This is a genomic window from Amycolatopsis sp. w19 (assembly GCF_051373225.1).
Taxonomy (GTDB): Bacteria; Actinomycetota; Actinomycetes; order Mycobacteriales; family Pseudonocardiaceae; genus Amycolatopsis; species Amycolatopsis japonica.
Genome location: NZ_JBPQFM010000029.1, coordinates 1 through 18,945, shown reverse-complemented (window position 1 = coordinate 18,945; position 18,945 = coordinate 1). Strand labels below are relative to the sequence as shown.

The following is an 18,945-nucleotide window of genomic DNA, read 5'->3' as shown; positions in this document are numbered from 1 at the left end:
GAGCTGCGATGTCCACATCCGAGAACAAGGTCGTCGAGGCCCTGCGGGCGGCGCTGAAGGAAGCCGACCGCCTGCGCGGGGAGAACCGGCGCCTGACCGGCGAGCCCATCGCGATCATCGGCATGGCCTGCCGTTACCCGGGCGGGGTTCGCTCGCCGGAGGAACTGTGGGACCTGGTCGCCGGGGAACGCACGGGCCTCACCGGATTCCCGGCCGACCGCGGCTGGGACCTCGACGGACTCTACGACCCCGAGCAGGGCAAACCGGGTAAGAGCTACGTCCGGGAAGGCGGTTTCCTGCACGACGCCGCCCGATTCGACCCGGCGTTCTTCGGGATCTCGCCGCGCGAGGCGCTGGCGATGGACCCGCAGCAGCGGTTGCTCCTGGAGATCTCCTGGGAGGCGATCGAACGCGCGGGGATCGCCCCGGATTCCCTGCGGGGCAGCCGGACCGGCGTGTTCGCGGGGGTCATCCACAACGAGTACTCGGCCATCGCGGGCACGCCGCCCGCGGACCTCGAGCCGTATCTCGGCAACGGGAGTTTCGCGAGCATCGCCTCCGGGCGCGTTTCCTACACCTTCGGGCTCGAAGGCCCGGCGGTCACGGTCGACACGGCGTGTTCGTCGTCGCTGGTGGCGCTGCATCTGGCGGCACAGGCGTTGCGGCAGGGTGAATGCTCGTTGGCGTTGGCCGGCGGGGTGACCGTGATGGCCAACCCGGCGGCGTTCGTGGACTTCAGCCGTCAGCGCGGGCTCGCGGCGGACGGGCGGATCAAGGCGTTCGCCGAGGCCGCCGACGGCACCGCCTGGGGTGAAGGCGCGGGCATGCTGCTCGTCGAGCGGCTCTCCGACGCCCGGCGCAACGGGCACCGCGTCCTCGCCGTCGTCCGCGGATCCGCGGTGAACCAGGACGGCGCCTCGAACGGGCTCACCGCGCCCAACGGTCTTTCCCAGCAACGGGTCATCCGGCAGGCGCTGGCGAACGCACGGCTCACACCGTCCGATGTGGACGCCATGGAGGCGCACGGCACGGGCACCCGGCTCGGCGACCCGATCGAGGCCCAGGCTTTGCTGGCCACCTACGGCCAGGACCGGAACACCCCGCTCTGGCTCGGCTCGGTGAAGTCCAACATCGGGCACAGCCAGGCCGCGGCCGGGGTCGCGTCGATCATCAAACTCGTCGAGGCGATGCGGCACGGTGTGCTGCCGAAGACCCTGCACGTCGACACGCCGACGTCCCATGTGGACTGGTCCGAGGGCGCGGTCTCGCTGCTGACCGAGTCCGAGCCGTGGCCGAAGACGGATCGCCCCCGGCGCGCCGCGGTGTCCTCGTTCGGGATCAGCGGGACGAACGCGCACGTCGTCCTCGAACAGCCCGCAGCGGAAGAAGAACCGCCGTCCACGCTCGCGGAGCCGGTGCCGTTCGTGCTGTCCGGCAAGACCGAAGCCGCCCTGCGCGAGCAGCTGGCACGCGTGCGGGAACTCGCGCGGGATTCGGACGTCACGGCGGCGGACCTCGCGTTCTCGCTGGCCACCACGCGGACGGCGCTGGAGCATCGGGCCGCCGTCGTCGGCACGCTGGACGACTTGCTCACCGCTACTTTGGTGGAAGGGCGGGCGACGGACGGCGGGACGGCGTTCCTGTTCACCGGTCAGGGCAGTCAGCGGCTCGGGATGGGTCGTGAGCTGGCCGAGCGTTTCCCGGTGTTCGCCGAGGCCTTCGACGACGTCTCCTCGCGATTCGAGCGACCGATCGCGGAGCTGTCCGCCGAGGAACTGAACCAGACGGCGAACACGCAGTGCGCGTTGTTCGCGTACGAGGTGGCGCTGTTCCGTTTGGTGGAGAGCTGGGGCATCCGGCCGGACTTCCTGGCGGGGCATTCCGTCGGGGAGATCGCGGCGGCCCACGTCGCGGGTGTGCTGTCGCTGGACGACGCGGTGACGTTGGTGTCGGCTCGTGGTCGTCTGATGCAGGCGTTGCCGAGCGGTGGCGCGATGGTGGCTCTTCAGGCGACTGAGGCCGAAGTGACCCCGTTGCTGACGGAGCGGGTGTCGCTGGCCGCGATCAACGGTCCGGAGTCGGTGGTCGTCTCGGGTGACGAAGACGCTGTCGCCGCGGTGGTTTCCCAGTTCGAGGGACGCAAGAGCAAGCGCCTCACGGTGAGTCACGCGTTCCACTCCCCGTTGATGGAGCCGATGCTCGACGACTTCCGCGCGGTGGTGGAGCGGCTGACCTTCGCCGAGCCGCGGATCCCGATCGTGTCCGGCGGCTTGGCTGAAGTGTCCACTTCGGACTATTGGGTCCGTCATGTCCGTGACGCGGTGCGGTTCCACGAGTCGGTCGAATTCCTGAAAGCCGAGGGCGTCACGCGGTTCCTGGAGATCGGGCCCGACACCGTCCTGACCGCCATGGCCAAGGAAAGCGCCGAGGACGCGGCCGTCCTCCCGGCTTCGCGACGGGATCGCCCCGAGGTGACGACCCTGCTGACGGCGGTCGCCGGACTGCACGTCCATGGGGCCGAGGTCGACTGGGCGCCGCTGTTCGCCGGTGCCCGGCGCGTCGATCTGCCCACGTATCCGTTCCAGTACGAGCACTTCTGGCTCGAATCCGGTGCCGCTCACCGCGACGTCTCCGCCGCCGGGCTGGACGCGTCGCCGCACGCCCTGCTCGCCGCAGCCGTCCGGCCGGCGGGCGAGGACGAGATCCTCCTGACGGGCAGGATCTCGCTGAGCACACTGCCGTGGCTGGCCGACCACGTCGTCGGCGGAAACGTCCTTCTGCCCGGCACCGCGTTCGCGGAACTCGCGCTCGCGGCCGCCGACGAGGCCGGGTGCGAAGCCGTCGAGGAACTGAATCTGGAAGCGCCGCTGGTGTTGTCCGAGAAGGGCGGCGTCCAGCTGCAGGTCGCGGTCGGCGCCGCGGACGACCAGGGCAGGCGCTCGGTCACCGTGCACGCCCGGCCGGAGGACGACGACGTCTGGGTGCGGCACGCGTCCGGCGTCCTCGGTGCTGCATTGTCCACACAGGACGAAATGACCGAGTGGCCGCCCACGGGCGCGGAGCCGGTCGCCCTCGAAGGCTTCTACCCGAACCTGGCGGCCGAAGGGCTCGGCTACGGTCCTGCCTTCCAGGGTGTCCGTGCCGTCTGGACCCGCGACGGCGACGTGTTCGCCGAGGTCGAGGTGGACGACACCCCTGGCACCTTCGGTATCCATCCCGCGTTGTTCGACTCCGCGCTGCACGCCATCGGCATCGGCGAGTCGCGGGGACTGGAGATCCCCTTCGCCTGGTCGGATCTCCGCCTGCACGCCGACGGCGCGACGGTGCTCCGGGTCCGTCTCAGCCCGGCGGGTGACGGCGCCGTCTCCGTTTTCGCGACCGATCCCGCCGGAGCTCCGGTGCTGTCGGTCGGCTCGCTCAGCCTGCGGGCTCCGGTCGCCGCGGCCGCGTCGCTTCCCCGAGACTCGCTGTTCCGCGTCACCTGGACGCCGGTGACGGTGCCCGCCGGGGCAGGGGAGCCGGCCGTGGAGTCCTTCGTGGACTTCGCCGACGTCCGGCACGCGACGGCGCACGCCTGGGAGATCGCCGTGGAGCCGGGCGAGGATCCCGTGGTGTTCCTGACCAGCGGCGCGTTCATCGATCCGGCGCAGGCGGCGGTCTGGGGGCTGGTGCGTTCGGCGCGGGAGGAGTACCCCGGCCGGTTCGTGCTCGTCGACGCCGACGACCCCACCACGCTCACGGACGGCCTGCTGGCCGGGATCGTGGCCTCCGGCGAGACCGAAGCCGTCGTGCGCGAGGGCGAGGTCCGTGTCCCGCGGCTCACCCCGGTGCGCGGTGGTGAAACCGGACCGGGCTGGGATCCGGACGGAACGGTCCTGATCACCGGCGGCACCGGCGCGCTCGCCGCCGAACTCGCCCGTCACCTCGTCACGCGACGCGGTGTGCGGAACCTGATCCTCGCCGGCCGCCGCGGTCCCACCGCGGAAGGCGCGAGCGAGCTGGCCGCCGAACTGGCGGACCTCGGCGCCCAGGCCCGGATCGTCGCCTGTGACGTGGCGGACCGCGACCAGCTGACGGCGTTGCTCGACGGTGTTCCGCTGGCCGCCGTCGTCCATGCCGCGGGTGTCCTCGACGACGGCCTGCTCGCCGACCTGACACCGGACCGGTTCGAAGCCGTGTTCAGGTCCAAAGTGGACTCTGCGCTCCTGCTGGACGAGCTGGCCGGTGACGCCCACCTCGTGTTCTTCTCCTCCGCGGCCGGTGTGCTCGGCAGCGCGGGACAGGCCAACTACGCCGCCGCCAACGCCGCCCTCGACGCGGTCGCCGCGCGCCGCCGTGAACGCGGACTGCCCGCGACCTCGCTCGCGTGGGGGCTCTGGGAGACCGGCGACGGGATGGCAGGCGCGCTCGCCGGGACCGATCGCGCGCGGATGGCCGGTTCCGGCCTGCTTCCGCTCCCGGTCGCCGACGCCTTGACCCTCTTCGAGTTCGCCGTGGGAGCGGAGGAAGCGCTGTTCGTGCCGATGCGGCTCGACGTGCCCGCCCTGCGCACGAGTGCCACGGACGTCCCGCTCCTGCGGGCCTTCGCCGGGAAATCCCGGCGAACCGCGTCGGCCGCCCCCGCCGCGCGGGAACTGCGTGACCGGCTGGCGTCGCTGCCCGCCGAGGAACGGGACCGGGAACTGCTCGCGCTGGTGCGCGGCCAGGTCGCCGACGTGCTCGGCCACCGGGACGCCGGAGCCGTCGAACCGGCCCGCCCGTTCCGGGAGCTGGGTTTCGACTCGCTGACCGCGGTGGAGCTGCGTAACGGCCTCAACGCCGTTTCCGGGCTCCGGCTGCCCGCGACCGCGGTGTTCGACCACCCCACTCCGAAGGCGCTCGCGGAGCTGCTCGCCGCCGAACTGTTCGGTGCCGCGCCCGACGTCCCGGTTCAGCGGCCCGCGACCGTGGCCGACGAGCCGATCGCCATCATCGGCATGGCATGCCGTTACCCGGGCGGGGTCGCCTCGCCGGAGGACCTCTGGCGGCTGGTCGCGGAGGGCCGAGACGGCATCTCGCTCTTCCCGGCCGACCGCGGCTGGGACGTGGACGGCCTCTACGACCCGGACCCCGGCAAGGCGGGGAAGACCTACGTGCGCGAGGGCGGATTCCTCCACGAGGCAGGCGATTTCGACGCCGGTTTCTTCGGGATCTCGCCGCGTGAGGCACTGGGCATGGACCCACAGCAGCGGCTGCTGCTGGAGGTCTCGTGGGAGGCCTTCGAGCGGGCCGGGATCGACCCCGGAACGCTGCGGGGCAGCGACACCGGCGTCTTCGCCGGGCAGATGTACCACGACTACCTCACCGGTGCCACGGTTCCCGACGACGTCGAGGGTTACCTCGGCACCGGCAACTCCGGAAGTGTGCTGTCCGGGCGGGTTTCCTACACCTTCGGTCTCGAAGGCCCGGCCGTCACCGTCGACACCGCATGCTCGTCGTCGCTGGTGGCCCTGCATCTGGCGGCTCAGGCGTTGCGGCGCGGCGAATGTTCGCTCGCGCTGGCCGGCGGGGTGACCGTGATGGCCACTCCGGAGACGTTCGTCGACTTCAGCCGTCAGCGAGGCTTGGCGCCGGACGGCCGCTCGAAGTCCTTTTCGGACGGTGCGGACGGCACATCCTGGTCCGAAGGTGTCGGCATGCTGCTGGTGGAGCGGCTCTCGGACGCCGAGCGCAACGGGCACCGGATCCTGGCCGTCGTCCGGGGTTCCGCGGTGAACCAGGACGGCGCGTCCAACGGGCTCACCGCGCCGAACGGTCCTTCGCAACAGCGGGTGATCCGGCGGGCCTTGGCCGACGCGCGTATGGAACCGTCCGAAGTGGACGCCGTCGAGGCGCACGGGACCGGCACCACGCTGGGCGACCCGATCGAGGCGCAGGCGTTGCTGGCGACCTACGGCCAGGGCCGGGAGGACGCCGCGTTGTGGCTCGGGTCGATCAAGTCGAACATCGGGCACAGCCAGGCGGCCGCCGGGGTGGCGGGCGTGATCAAGATGGTCGAGGCGATGCGCCACGGGGTGCTGCCGAAGACGTTGCACGTCACCGAACCGTCGTCTCATGTGGACTGGACGGCGGGCGCGGTCTCCCTGCTGACCGAGTCGCGGCCCTGGCCGGAGGCCGGACGGCCCCGCCGCGCGGCGGTGTCGTCGTTCGGGATCAGCGGGACCAACGCGCATATCGTCTTGGAGCAGGGGCCCGCTCCGGTAGAGGTCGCCGAAGCCGGTGAGGGCCCGGCTTCGGCGCCGTTCGTCCTGTCCGCCGGGAGTGAAGCGGCCCTGCACGACCAAGCGCTGCGGTTGCGGGACTTCCTGGCCGAGACGCCTGCCGCCTTGGCCGATGTCGCGTTCTCGCTGGCCACCACCCGCGCGGCTCTGGAGCACCGGGCCGCAGTCGTGGCCGGAGACCGGGAAACCTTGCTGGCCGGGCTGGAGAACCTCTCCGTCACCGGCCGCGCGGCGGAGGGCCGGACGGCGTTTCTGTTCACGGGCCAGGGCAGTCAGCGGCTCGGGATGGGGCGTGAGCTGGCCGAGCGTTTCCCGATGTTCGCCGCGGCCTATGACGAGGTGTGTTCCCGCTTCGAGCAGCCGCTCAGGGACTTGTCGGCTGAGGAACTGAACCAGACGGCGAACACGCAGTGTGCGTTGTTCGCGCTTGAGGTGGCGCTGTTCCGGTTGGTGGAGAGCTGGGGTGTTCGTCCGGACTTCCTGGCGGGGCATTCGGTCGGGGAGATCGCGGCCGCCCACGTCGCGGGCGTGCTTTCCCTCGACGATGCCGCGAAGCTGGTGTCGGCGCGAGGCAGGTTGATGCAGGCCTTGCCGACTGGTGGCGCGATGGTGGCGTTGCAGGCGACGGAAGCCGAAGTGACGCCGCTGCTGACCGAGCGGGTTTCGCTGGCGGCGATCAACGGCCCGGAGTCGGTGGTCGTCTCGGGTGACGAGGACGCCGTTGTCGCGGTGGTCTCTCAGTTCGAGGGACGCAAGAGCAAGCGCCTCATGGTGAGTCACGCGTTCCATTCGCCGTTGATGGAACCGATGCTGGACGAGTTCCGCGCCGTCACCGACAGCCTGACATTTGCGGTGCCGAGGATTCCGATCGTGTCGGGTGGGTTGACGGAAGTGTCCACTTCGGACTATTGGGTCCGGCACGTCCGTGATGCGGTGCGGTTCCACGAGTCGGTCAAGTTCCTGGAAGCCGAGGGCGTCACGCGGTTCCTGGAGATCGGCCCGGACGGTGTCCTGACCGCCATGGCCAAGGAAAGCGCCGAGGACGCGGTCGTCGTTCCGGCACTCCGGCGCGACCGGCCGGAGGTGGAGACGCTGCTGACGGCGGTCGCGGGCCTGCACGCCCACGGCGTGGACGTCGATCTGGCGGCGCTGCTCGGCGGCGGGAAGCCCGTCGACCTGCCCACGTATGCCTTCCAGCACCGCCGTTTCTGGCTGTCCTCGGCAGGCGGCGCGGCGGGTGACGTCACCGCCGCCGGGCTCGGCACGACCGATCACCCGCTGCTCGGCGCGGCCGCGGCCCTGCCGGGTGACGGCGGATTCCTGCTCACCGGCCGATTGTCCGGGCACGCCCAGCCATGGCTGGCCGAACACCGGGTCGGCGGTGTGGTCCTGCTGCCGGGCACCGCGTTCGTCGAGATCGCCCTGCGCGCAGGAGACGAGGCAGGCTGCGGCCACCTCGAAGATTTGACCCTCGAAGCGCCGCTCGTCCTGCCCGAACGCGGCGCGACCCAGCTGTCCGTACTGGTCGGCACGGCCGACGACACCGGTCGCCGGACCATCGAGATCCACTCACGCGAGGAAGGCGAAGACGGCTGGCAGCGGCACGCGACCGGTCTGCTTTCGGCCGCCGGAGCCGTCGAACCGGCCGGGTTGACGACTTGGCCGCCGCAGAACGCCGAAGCCGTCCAGGTGGGTGACGTCTACGAGCGGCTCGCCGCCACCGGTCTCGAGTACGGTCCCGTGTTCCGTGGCCTCCGGGCGGCGTGGCGAGCGGGTGAAGACCTGTTCGCGGAGGTCGAACTCCCGGAGGAACAGCACGCCGACGCCGCGCGGTTCGGTGTCCATCCGGCGCTGCTCGACGCCGCGCTCCACACTCTCGGCCTCGCGGGCGGCGACGACGGCACGCGGCTCCCGTTCGCCTGGTCCGGCGTACGCCTGCATGCCGCGAGTGCGACCCGGCTCCGTGTCCGGCTGCGGCCGTCCGGTCCCGACGGGTTCGCGGTCCTGGTCGCCGACGGCACCGGTCGCCCGGTCGTCTCGGCGGAGGAACTGACGCTGCGCGAGATCTCGGGCGACGCCTTGGCGCGCAAGGGACACGACTCGCTCTACCGGGTCGGCTGGCGTCCGGTCCCGCTCCCGGAGACCGGCGAAGCCCTGCCCGCGGAGTCCGTCTTCTCCGTGCCGCGCGGTGGTGACACGGCTGAGAGTGTCCACGAGACGACGGCCGCCGTCCTCGGAATCGTCCAGCGATGGCTCGAAGACGAGCCGGACCGTCCGCTCGTCGTCCACACCCGGGGCGCGGTCGCCGCGGGTGACGGCGAAGCGGTGACCGACCTCGCGCACGCCGCGGTCTGGGGACTGGTGCGTGCCGCGCAGTCGGAGAACCCCGGGCGGTTCGTGCTGGTCGACGCCGAGACCTTGCCCGACGGCCGGATCCTGGCCGTCGACGAGCCGCAGCTCGCTCTGCGCGACGGCCGGGCTCTCGCGCCGCGGCTGGCCACCACGGCCTCGTCCACGGAACTGACGCCGCCCGAGGGCGCCTGGCGGCTGGACACCACCGGCCGCGGCACCCTGGAGAACCTCGCCCTGGTGCCGTCGCCCGAAGCGGTCGCGCCGCTGGCCGAGGGTGAGGTCCGGATCGCGGTGCGGGCCGCCGGCCTCAACTTCCGCGACGTCCTGATCGCGCTGGGCATGTACCCGGGTGCGGCCACGCTCGGCAGTGAAGGCGCGGGCGTGATCACCGAGATCGGGCCCGGTGTCACCGGGCTCTGCGTCGGCGACCGCGTGTTCGGCCTGATGTCGAACGGTTTCGGGCCGCAGGTCGTCACCGATCACCGGACGCTGGCGAAGATGCCGGCCGACTGGTCGTTCGCCACGGCGGCCTCGGTCCCGATCGTGTTCCTCACCGCCTACTACGGCCTGTTCGACCTCGCGCGGCTCGAAGCGGGGGAGTCGATCCTGGTGCACGCGGCGGCGGGCGGCGTCGGCATGGCCGCGACCCAGCTGGCCCGTCACACCGGGGCCGAGGTGTTCGGCACCGCCGGTCCGGGCAAGTGGGACACCTTGCGTGCCAACGGTTTCGACGACACTCACCTCTCCTCTTCCCGTGACCTCGGTTTCGAGGAGAAGTTCCGCGCCGCCACCGCCGGACGCGGTGTCGACGTCGTCCTGAACTCGCTGGCCGGCGAGTACGTCGACGCGTCCCTGCGGCTGCTGGCCCCGGGCGGGCGGTTCGCCGAGATGGGCAAGACCGACATCCGCGAACCGGGGGAGACCGGGGTGGAGTACCACCCCTTCGACGTGATCGACGCCGGACCCGAACGCATCCACGAGATGCTCGCCGCGCTGCTGGAGCTGTTCGTGGCCGGGGCCCTGACGCCGTTGCCGGTCACCGCCTGGGATGTCCGGCGCGGCCCCGACGCGTTCCGTTTCCTCAGCCAGGCCAAGCATGTCGGCAAGAACGTGCTGACCATGCCCGTCGCCCTCGATCCCGGCGGCACCGTGCTCGTCACCGGGGGAACGGGCGCCCTCGGCGCGCTCTTCGCCCGGCATCTGGTGCGCGAACGCGGCGTCCGGCGGCTGCTGCTGACCAGCAGGCGCGGGCACGACGCCCCGGGCGTCTCCGGGTTGGTCGCCGAACTCACCGAGGCGGGCGCGTCGGTGACGGTCGAGGCGTGCGACGCGGCGGATCGCGACGCGCTCGCCGCCGTCCTCGCCGGGATCCCGGCCGGGCATCCGCTGACCGGCGTGGTGCACACGGCGGGTGTCCTCGACGACGGTCTCGTCGGCTCGCTGACCCCGGAGCGGCTGGCGAAGGTGCTGCGGCCGAAGGTCGACGCGGCGCTGAACCTGCACGAACTGACCCGCGACGCGGATCTCGCCGAGTTCGTCGTCTTCTCTTCGGCGGCCGGAGTCTTCGGCAACGCCGGACAGGCGAACTACGCCGCCGCGAACGGCTTCCTGGACGCGCTCAGCGTCCGGCGTGCCGTGCACGGGCTGCCCGCGCGATCGCTGGCGTGGGGTCTGTGGGCCGAAACGGGCGGGATGGGCGGGACGCTCGGCGAGGCCGAGCTGGCCAGGATGGCCCAGAGCGGTACCGCCGCACTGTCCACACAGGACGGGCTGGAGCTCTTCGACGCCGCGGGTGCGCTGGCGGAACCGGTGCTGGTGCCGATGCGCCTGGACGTCGCCGCGATGGGCGCGGACGGGCTTCCGCCGTTGCTGCGCGGCCTCGCCCGCGGCCCGGTCCGCCGCGCCGCGTCCGCCGGGACCACCGGCGACGCGGACTCGTTGCGGGACCGGCTCCTCGCCGTGCCCGCCGCCGACCGGGCGACCCTGCTGGTCGACCTCGTGCGCACCCATTCCGCGACCGTGCTCGGGCACACCGCGGCGGACGCGGTCGAGGCCACACGGTCCTTCCAGGAGATCGGGTTCGACTCCCTGACCGCCGTCGAACTGCGCAACCGGCTCACCGCCGCCACCGGGCTGCGGCTGCCGGCGACGCTGATCTTCGACTATCCGACCCCGGAAGCACTCGCCACCCACATCGGCGAGGGCGTCCTGGGTGCGCAGGGCGGGCCCGAGACCGGGCAGGCGGCCGTGACGGCCGACGAGCCGATCGCGATCGTCGCGATGAGCTGCCGGTTCCCCGGCCACGCCGACACCCCCGAACGGCTGTGGGCGCTGCTGGCCGAGGGCCGGGACGCGCTGGGCGAATTCCCCGCCGACCGTGGCTGGGACCTGGAGCGGCTGTTCGACACCGACCCGGACCGCCGGGGCACCTCCTACACCCGCCAAGGCGCTTTCCTGGAAACCGCCGGGGAGTTCGACGCGGGCTTCTTCGGGATCTCGCCGCGTGAGGCGCTGGCGATGGATCCGCAGCAGCGGTTGCTGCTGGAGACGTCGTGGGAGGCGTTCGAACGCGCCGGGATCGATCCGGCCACGCTGCGCGGCAGCCGTACCGGCGTGTTCGCCGGGGTGATGGACAACGAATACGTGTCCGGTTCGGCGGAGGTCCCCGACGGGGTCGAGGGCTACCTGGCCACCGGCACCTCGGCGAGTGTCGCCTCGGGCCGCGTTTCGTACACCTTCGGGCTCGAAGGCCCCGCGGTCACCGTCGATACGGCGTGCTCGTCGTCGCTGGTCGCGCTGCATCTGGCGGCACAGGCACTGCGGCAGGGCGAATGTTCGTTGGCCTTGGCCGGTGGGGTGACCGTGATGGCCACGCCGGGCACGTTCGTCGAGTTCAGCCGTCAGCGCGGGTTGGCCGCGGACGGTCGCTGCAAGGCGTTCGCCGACGGCGCCGATGGAACGGGCTGGGGTGAAGGCGCCGGAATGCTGCTCGTGGAACGGCTTTCCGACGCTCGCCGCAACGGGCATCCGGTGCTCGCGGTGCTGCGGGGCAGCGCGGTCAACCAGGACGGCGCGTCGAACGGCCTCACCGCGCCGAACGGTCCTTCGCAGCAGCGGGTGATCCGGCAGGCTCTCGCGAACGCGCGGCTCGAACCGTCCGAAGTGGACGCCGTCGAAGCGCACGGAACCGGGACCACGCTGGGCGACCCGATCGAGGCGCAGGCGCTCCTGGCGACCTACGGCCAGGACCGGGAACGGCCGCTGCTCCTCGGTTCGGTCAAGTCGAACATCGGGCACACGCAAGCGGCGGCGGGCGTGGCCGGGGTGATCAAGATGGTGCTCGCGATGCGCCATGGGACGTTGCCGCGCACCCTGCACGTCGACACGCCGACTTCGCGGGTCGACTGGGCGGCCGGCCGGGTCGCGCTCGCGACCGAGCCGACCCCGTGGCCGGAGACCGGTGGCCCGCGCCGGGCGGCGGTGTCGTCGTTCGGGATGAGCGGTACCAACGCGCACGTCGTCCTCGAACAGGCCGAAGCGGCCGAGACACGGGACGAACCGGCATCGGGGCTGCTCGGTGACGTCGTCGCCTGGCCGCTGTCGGCCAAGGAACCCGAGGCCGTGGCCGCGCAGGCGGCACGGCTGAAGTCCTTCTTGGCCGGTGAACGTCCGGTGGATGTGGCGTATTCGCTGGCGACCGCGCGGACCACCTTGGAGCATCGGGCGGTCGTCGTCGGCGAAGACCCGATCGCCGGGTTGGCCGCGCTCGCCGCGGGTGAGCCGTCTGGTTCGGTGGTGACCGGAACCGCGACCAGCGGAAAACCGGTGTTCGTCTTCCCCGGTCAGGGGTCGCAGTGGGCCGGGATGGCGGTGGAACTGCTGGGGTCCGCGCCCGTGTTCGCCGAGTCGATGGCCGAGTGCGAAACGGCCCTACTGTCCTATGTGGACTGGAAGCTCACCGAGGTGCTCTCGGACGCGACCGCGCTGGAGCGGGTCGACGTCGTGCAGCCCGCCCTCTTTGCGGTGATGGTGTCGCTGGCCAGGCTGTGGCGTGCCAGTGGCATCGAGCCGGCCGCCGTTGTCGGGCACTCGCAGGGCGAGATCGCGGCGGCGTGTGTCGCCGGCGCGCTGTCGCTCGACGACGCGGCGCGGGTGATCTGCCTGCGCAGCAAGGCGATCACGGCGCTTTCGGGCCGGGGCGGCATGGTCTCCGTCGCCGCTCCCGAAGACCGGGTCCGCGAGCTGCTGCCCGAGGGTGTCTCGCTCGCCGCGGTGAACGGTCCCGCGTCGGTGGTGGTGTCGGGTGACGTCGCCGGTCTGGACGCGCTGATGGCCGCTTGCGAGGAGAACGGACTGCGTGCCAAGCGGATCCCAGTGGACTACGCGTCGCATTCGGCGCACGTCGATGCCATCGAACAGGACGTCCTGACCGCGCTCGACGGGATCGAGCCGCGTGTTCCGGAGATCCCGTTCTACTCGACGGTGGCCGGCGAGCCGCTCGATCCGGTGGTGGACGCGGCGTACTGGTTCCGGAACCTGCGCGGGACCGTCCACTTCGGACAGGCCGTCCGGCGGCTGCTCGACGACGGGTTCCGGTTCTTCGTCGAGGCGAGCCCGCATCCGGTCCTGGTCACCGGGATCGCCGACACCGCCGAGGACGCGGGAGAACGCGCCGTCGCGGTCGGCAGCCTGCGCCGGGACGAGGGAGGGCCGCACCGGTTCCTCACCTCGCTGGCGGAAGCCCATGTCCACGGCCTCAGCCCGGATTGGGCGGCGCTGGCCCCCGGAACTCGCATCGACCTGCCGACCTACGCCTTCCAGCACGAGCACTACTGGCTGCGGACGCGGTCTTCCGCCGACCCCGGACAGGCCGGTCTGGACGACGGCGGGCATCCGCTGCTCGGGGCCGTCGTCCCGCTGGCCGGCAGCGACGGCCTGGTGGCCACCGGCCGGATCTCGGCGCGGAACCAGACCTGGCTGCTCGACCACGCCGTCGGAGGCGCGCTGCTACTGCCCGGCGCGGCGCTCGTGGACCTGGCGCTCACGGTGGGGGAGCGCACCGGCTGTGGCCGGATCGCCGAACTGACCATCGAGGCGCCGCTCGTCCTCGGGGAGTCCGGGAGCGCGCGGCTGCAGGTGACCGTCGGAGCGTCCGCTGACGACGGCACCCGCGAGGTCTCCGTGTACTCCCGGGACGAAACCGGTGGCACGGACTGGATCCGGCACGCGACCGGCCTGCTCGCCGGGGACGGGGAAACGTCCATGGCGGATCTGACCCAGTGGCCGCCCGCGGGTGCCGAACCGATCTCCCTCGACGGCCATTACGAAGGCCTCGCGGAACTGGGCTACGGCTACGGTCCGGCGTTCCGCGGGCTGCGTGCCGCGTGGCGCCGGGGCGACGACGTGTTCGCCGAGATCGCGCTCCCGGAGGACCGGGTCGCCGAGGCCGCCGCGTTCGGCCTGCACCCCGCGCTCCTCGACGCCGCCCTGCACGCGCTGGGCTTCGGGCTGCTCCCCGACGACGGGCAACTGCGGCTTCCGTTCGCGTGGAACGAGGTCTCGCTGTCGGCCGTCGGCGCGCCGAGCCTGCGCGTCCGGCTTTCCCGCGCCGGGGAGGACGCGGTGACGGTGGACCTCGCCGACACAGCCGGAGCACCGGTCGCCTCGATCGGTTCCGTGGTGTTCCGGCCGGTCGCCGAGGCGCAGCTCGCCGGTGCCCGGCGGGATCCGGCGGATTCGCTGTTCCAGGTCCAATGGACGGATCTGTCCACAAAGGACGTCGTCGCGCCGTCGATCGTCGTGCTCGGTGAAGACTGCGCGGACCTGGCGGAGCTCGCGGCGGATCTCGACGCGGGCCGGCCGGAACCCGATGTGGTCGTCACGACCTGCGCACCCGTCACCGGCGACCTCGCCGAGGGCGCGCACGCCGCCGCGAGGGAAGCGTTGGCGCTCGTCCAAAACTGGCTGGCGGACGACCGGTTCTCCGGCGCCAGGCTGGTGTTCCGGACTTCGGGCGCGGTCTCGGTGACCGCGGACGAACCGGTGTCCGAGCCGGCCACCGCGACGGTCTGGGGTCTCGTGCGCACGGCGCAGGAGGAGAATCCCGGCCGGTTCGGTCTTCTCGACACCGACGGCTCCGAGGCTGGGTTGGCTGAGGCGCTCGCGCTCGACGAGCCCCAGCTCGCGGTGCGGGCCGGAACGGTGCTCGGCGCCCGGCTGGTCAAGGCGTCCGCCGACACCGCGCTCGTCCCTCCCTCGGGCAGCCGCGCGTGGACCGTCGACACCCTCGGCGGCGGCACCCTGGAGAACCTGGTGCTGCGGGACCGGCCCGATCTGCTGGCCCCGCTCGCCGAGGGGCAGGTCCGTATCGCCGTGCGGTCGGCCGGGCTCAACTTCCGGGACGTCGTGGTGGCCCTCGGGCTCGTCCCCGGGCAGGAAGGCATCGGCGGGGAAGGCGCGGGCGTGGTCACCGAGACCGGACCCGGCGTCACCGACCTGGCGCCGGGCGACCGCGTGCTGGGCATGTTCGACGCGTCGTTCGGCCCGGTCGCCGTCGCCGACCGGAAGCTGATCGCGCCCGTCCCGGACGACTGGTCGTTCACCGAGGCCGCGTCGGCCCCGGTCGCGTTTCTGACCGCCTACGTCGGCCTGGCCGACCTCGGTGAGCTGCGGCCGGGGCAGACCGTGCTGATCCATGCCGCCGCCGGTGGCGTGGGGATGGCCGCGGTCCAGCTGGCCCGGCACTTCGGCGCCGAGATCTACGTGACCGCCAGCCCCGCCAAATGGGACACGCTGCGGGCGATGGGCTTCGACGACGACCACATCGCTTCCAGCCGGACCCTCGATTTCGAGGACAAGATCCGCGAGGCCACCGGCGGCCGAGGGGTCGACCTGGTACTGGACTCGCTGGCCAGGGAGTTCGTCGACGCGTCGCTGCGGCTGGTGCGCGAAGGCGGCCGGTTCGTCGAGATGGGCAAGACCGACATCCGCGACGCGGACGAGGTCGCGGCCGCCCATCCCGGTGTCACCTACCGCGCGTTCGACCTGATCGACTCCGGGCACGACCGGATCCAGGAGATCCTCGGCGAACTCCTGGCCCTGGCGGACAAGGACGTGGTGCGGCCGCTGCCGACCACCGCGTGGGACGTCCGGCGCGCCCCCGAGGCGTTCCGGTTCCTCAGCCAGGCCAAGCACACCGGCAAGATCGTGCTGGAACCGCCCGCCGTCCTCGACCCCGAGGGCACGGTGCTGATCACCGGCGGCACCGGCGTGCTGGGCGGCCTGTTCGCCCGGCATCTGGTGACCACGCGCGGCGTCCGGCGGCTGCTGCTCACGAGCAGGCGCGGGCTCGACGCCGAGGGCGCGCGGGAGCTGGTCGCGGACCTGACCGGGCTCGGGGCCACGGTGACCGTCGTGGCCTGCGACGTCGCCGATCGCGCCGCCGTCGCCGGACTGCTCGGCTCGGTACCGCCGGAGCATCCGCTGACCGCCGTGCTGCACACCGCCGGTGTGCTCGACGACGGGCTGATCCCGGCGCTGACCCCGGACCGGCTCGACACCGTGTTCCGTCCGAAGGTCGACGCCGCGGTCCACCTGCACGAACTGACCCGCGACCTCGGACTGGCCGCGTTCGTGCTGTTCTCCTCGTCCGCGGCGACGTTCGGTGCCGCCGGACAGGGGAACTACGCGGCGGCCAACGCCTTCCTCGACGCACTGGCCCAGCACCGCCGGGCAGACGGGCTCGCCGGACAGGCGCTGGCGTGGGGCTTCTGGGCCGAGCGAAGCGCGATGACCGGCCACCTCGACGAGGCGGACGTGGCCAGGATGAAGCGATCCGGGGTCAGCCCACTGTCCTCTGTGGATGGTCTGGCGCTGTTCGACGCGGCGGGGGAACGGGACGTCGCGGCGCTGGTGCCCGTGCATCTGGACACCGCCGCGCTTCGAGGGCAGACCGAAGTGTCCGCCCTGCTGCGTGTTCTCGCGGGCGCTCCGGCCAAACGGGTCGCGGGAGCGGCCGCCACGAGCGGGCCGTCGCTCGCCCAGCGGCTGGCGGCATTGCCCGCCGCGGACCGGGAGCCGTTCCTGCTGGATCTGGTGCGCTCGCACGCCGCGGCCGCGCTCGGCCACGCGTCGGTCGCCAAGGTCGGCCCGGAGCTGGCCTTCCGCGACCTCGGCTTCGACTCGCTGACCGCGGTCGAGCTGCGCAACCGGCTCGGCGCGGCGACCGGGCTGCGGCTGCCGTCCACGCTGGTCTTCGATCAGCCGAGCCCGGCCGCGCTGGCCCGGCATCTGCTGGCGGAACTGGGCGAACCGGCGGGCGCAGAGCCCGAGGTGGCGGTGCTGGCCGACCTCGACCGGCTGGAGACCGCGCTGGCCGCGGCGGTCACCGACGACGAGACCGCGGACCGGATCACTGACCGGCTGCGCGCGGTACTCGCCCGGTGGACCGAATCCCGCGGCCCGGCCGGGGACGAGGGCGACGGCGACCTGGCCGACGCCAGCGCCGACGAGCTGTTCGACATCTTGCACAAGGAATTCGGAAGGTCGTGACCCGTGTCGGGCGATGAGAAACTGCTGGAGAACCTGAAGTGGGCGACCGGTGAGCTGCGGCGCGCGCGGCGCAGGCTGGTCGAGCTGGAAGAGGCCGGGCACGAGCCGATCGCCGTCGTCGGGATGAGCTGCCGCTTCCCCGGCGGGGTCCGCTCGCCCGAACAGCTGTGGGACCTGGTCGCCTCCGGGACCGACGCGTTGTCAGGGTTCCCCGGCGACCGGGGCTGGGATCTGGGCGGGCTCTTCGATCCCGACCCCGACACCCCGGGCAAGACCTACGTCTCCGAAGGCGGATTCCTCTACGACGCCGGGGATTTCGACGCCGCGTTCTTCGGGATCTCGCCGCGTGAGGCCCAGGCGATGGATCCGCAGCAGCGGCTGCTGCTGGAAGCGGCTTGGGAGGTGCTGGAACGCGCCGGGATCGACCCGGCGACCCTGCGCGGCAGCCGCACCGGCGTCTTCGCCGGCGTCATCCACAACGACTACACCGGCGTGCTCACCGACATCCCGCCGGAGCTGGAGCCCTATCTCGGCAACGGGAACTTCAGCAGCGTCGCCTCCGGCCGCATCGCCTACACGCTCGGTCTCGAGGGACCGGCGGTCTCGGTCGACACGGCGTGCTCGTCGTCGCTGGTCGCGCTGCACCTCGCCGCGCAGTCCCTGCGTCGGGAGGAATGCACCCTCGCCCTCGTCGGCGGGGTGAACGTGATGACCCATCCCGCCGCGTTCGTCGACTTCAGCCGTCAGCGCGGACTGGCCGCCGACGGCCGCTGCAAGGCCTTCGCCGACGCGGCCGACGGCACCGGGTGGGGAGAAGGTGTCGGAATGCTGCTGGTGGAAAGGCTTTCCGACGCCCAGCGCAACGGCCACCAGATCCTCGCCGTGCTGCGGGGCAGCGCCATCAACCAGGACGGCGCGTCGAACGGGCTCACCGCGCCGAACGGTCCCGCTCAGCAACGGGTCATCCGCCAGGCGCTCGCCGACGCCCGGCTCGCGCCGGGGCAGGTGGACGTCGTCGAGGGACACGGCACCGGCACCACCCTCGGCGACCCGATCGAGGCGCAGGCGCTGCTGGCGACCTACGGTCAGGATCGGAAACGCCCGCTGCTGCTGGGTTCCCTCAAATCGAACCTCGGGCACACGCAGGCCGCGGCCGGGGTCGGCGGGGTGATCAAGATGGTGCAGGCCATCCGGCACGGGATCGCACCGCGCACGCTGCACGTCGATGCCCCTTCGTCGCATGTGGACTGGTCGGCGGGCGAGGTTTCGCTGCTGACCGGGGAACAGTCATGGCCGGAGACCGGGGAACCACGCCGGGCCGGGGTCTCGTCGTTCGGGATCAGCGGTACCAACGCGCACGTGATCCTGGAGCAGGCGCCACCCGGCGAAGCAGAGTCTCTTGTGGACACTCGGGTGCTCGATTCCGCGGTCTTGCCGTTCGTGCTTTCCGGTCGCAGTGAAGAGGCTTTGGCCGCCCAGGCTTCGAAGCTGGCTGGATATCTGACAGGCGAGGCCTCGCCGAAGGCCATCGCGCGAGCCCTCGCCGACACACGGTCGGCGTTGCCGCATCGGGCGGTCGTGCTCGCCGAAGATCTCGGCGAACTGCTCGGCGGCCTGCGTTCCCTCGCCGAGGGCGAACCCGCCGCGCGGGTCCTGACCGGTACCGCCGAGGCGGGTAAGGCTGTTTTCGTGTTCCCGGGGCAGGGTTCGCAGTGGGTGGGGATGGCGGAGGAGTTGTTGTTGGCTGCTCCGGTGTTCGCTGAGTCGATGGCTGAGTGTGAGG

The 18,945-nt window shown here is 72.1% G+C and carries 2 protein-coding genes; both read left to right on the top strand.

From position 1 onward, the window contains the following. The first annotated feature begins 8 nt into the window (after window positions 1–8). Window positions 9–17,162 carry an SDR family NAD(P)-dependent oxidoreductase gene (locus tag ACSMFO_RS35875; protein WP_436462052.1) on the top strand — a complete coding sequence of 5,718 codons (17,154 nt, stop codon included), beginning with the start codon at window positions 9–11 and terminating at the stop codon, window positions 17,160–17,162. A 3-nt stretch (window positions 17,163–17,165) separates the two neighbouring features. Beyond that, the coding region (locus ACSMFO_RS35870) for a type I polyketide synthase (protein ID WP_436462051.1) at window positions 17,166–18,945 on the top strand (1,780 nt) is incomplete at its 3' end.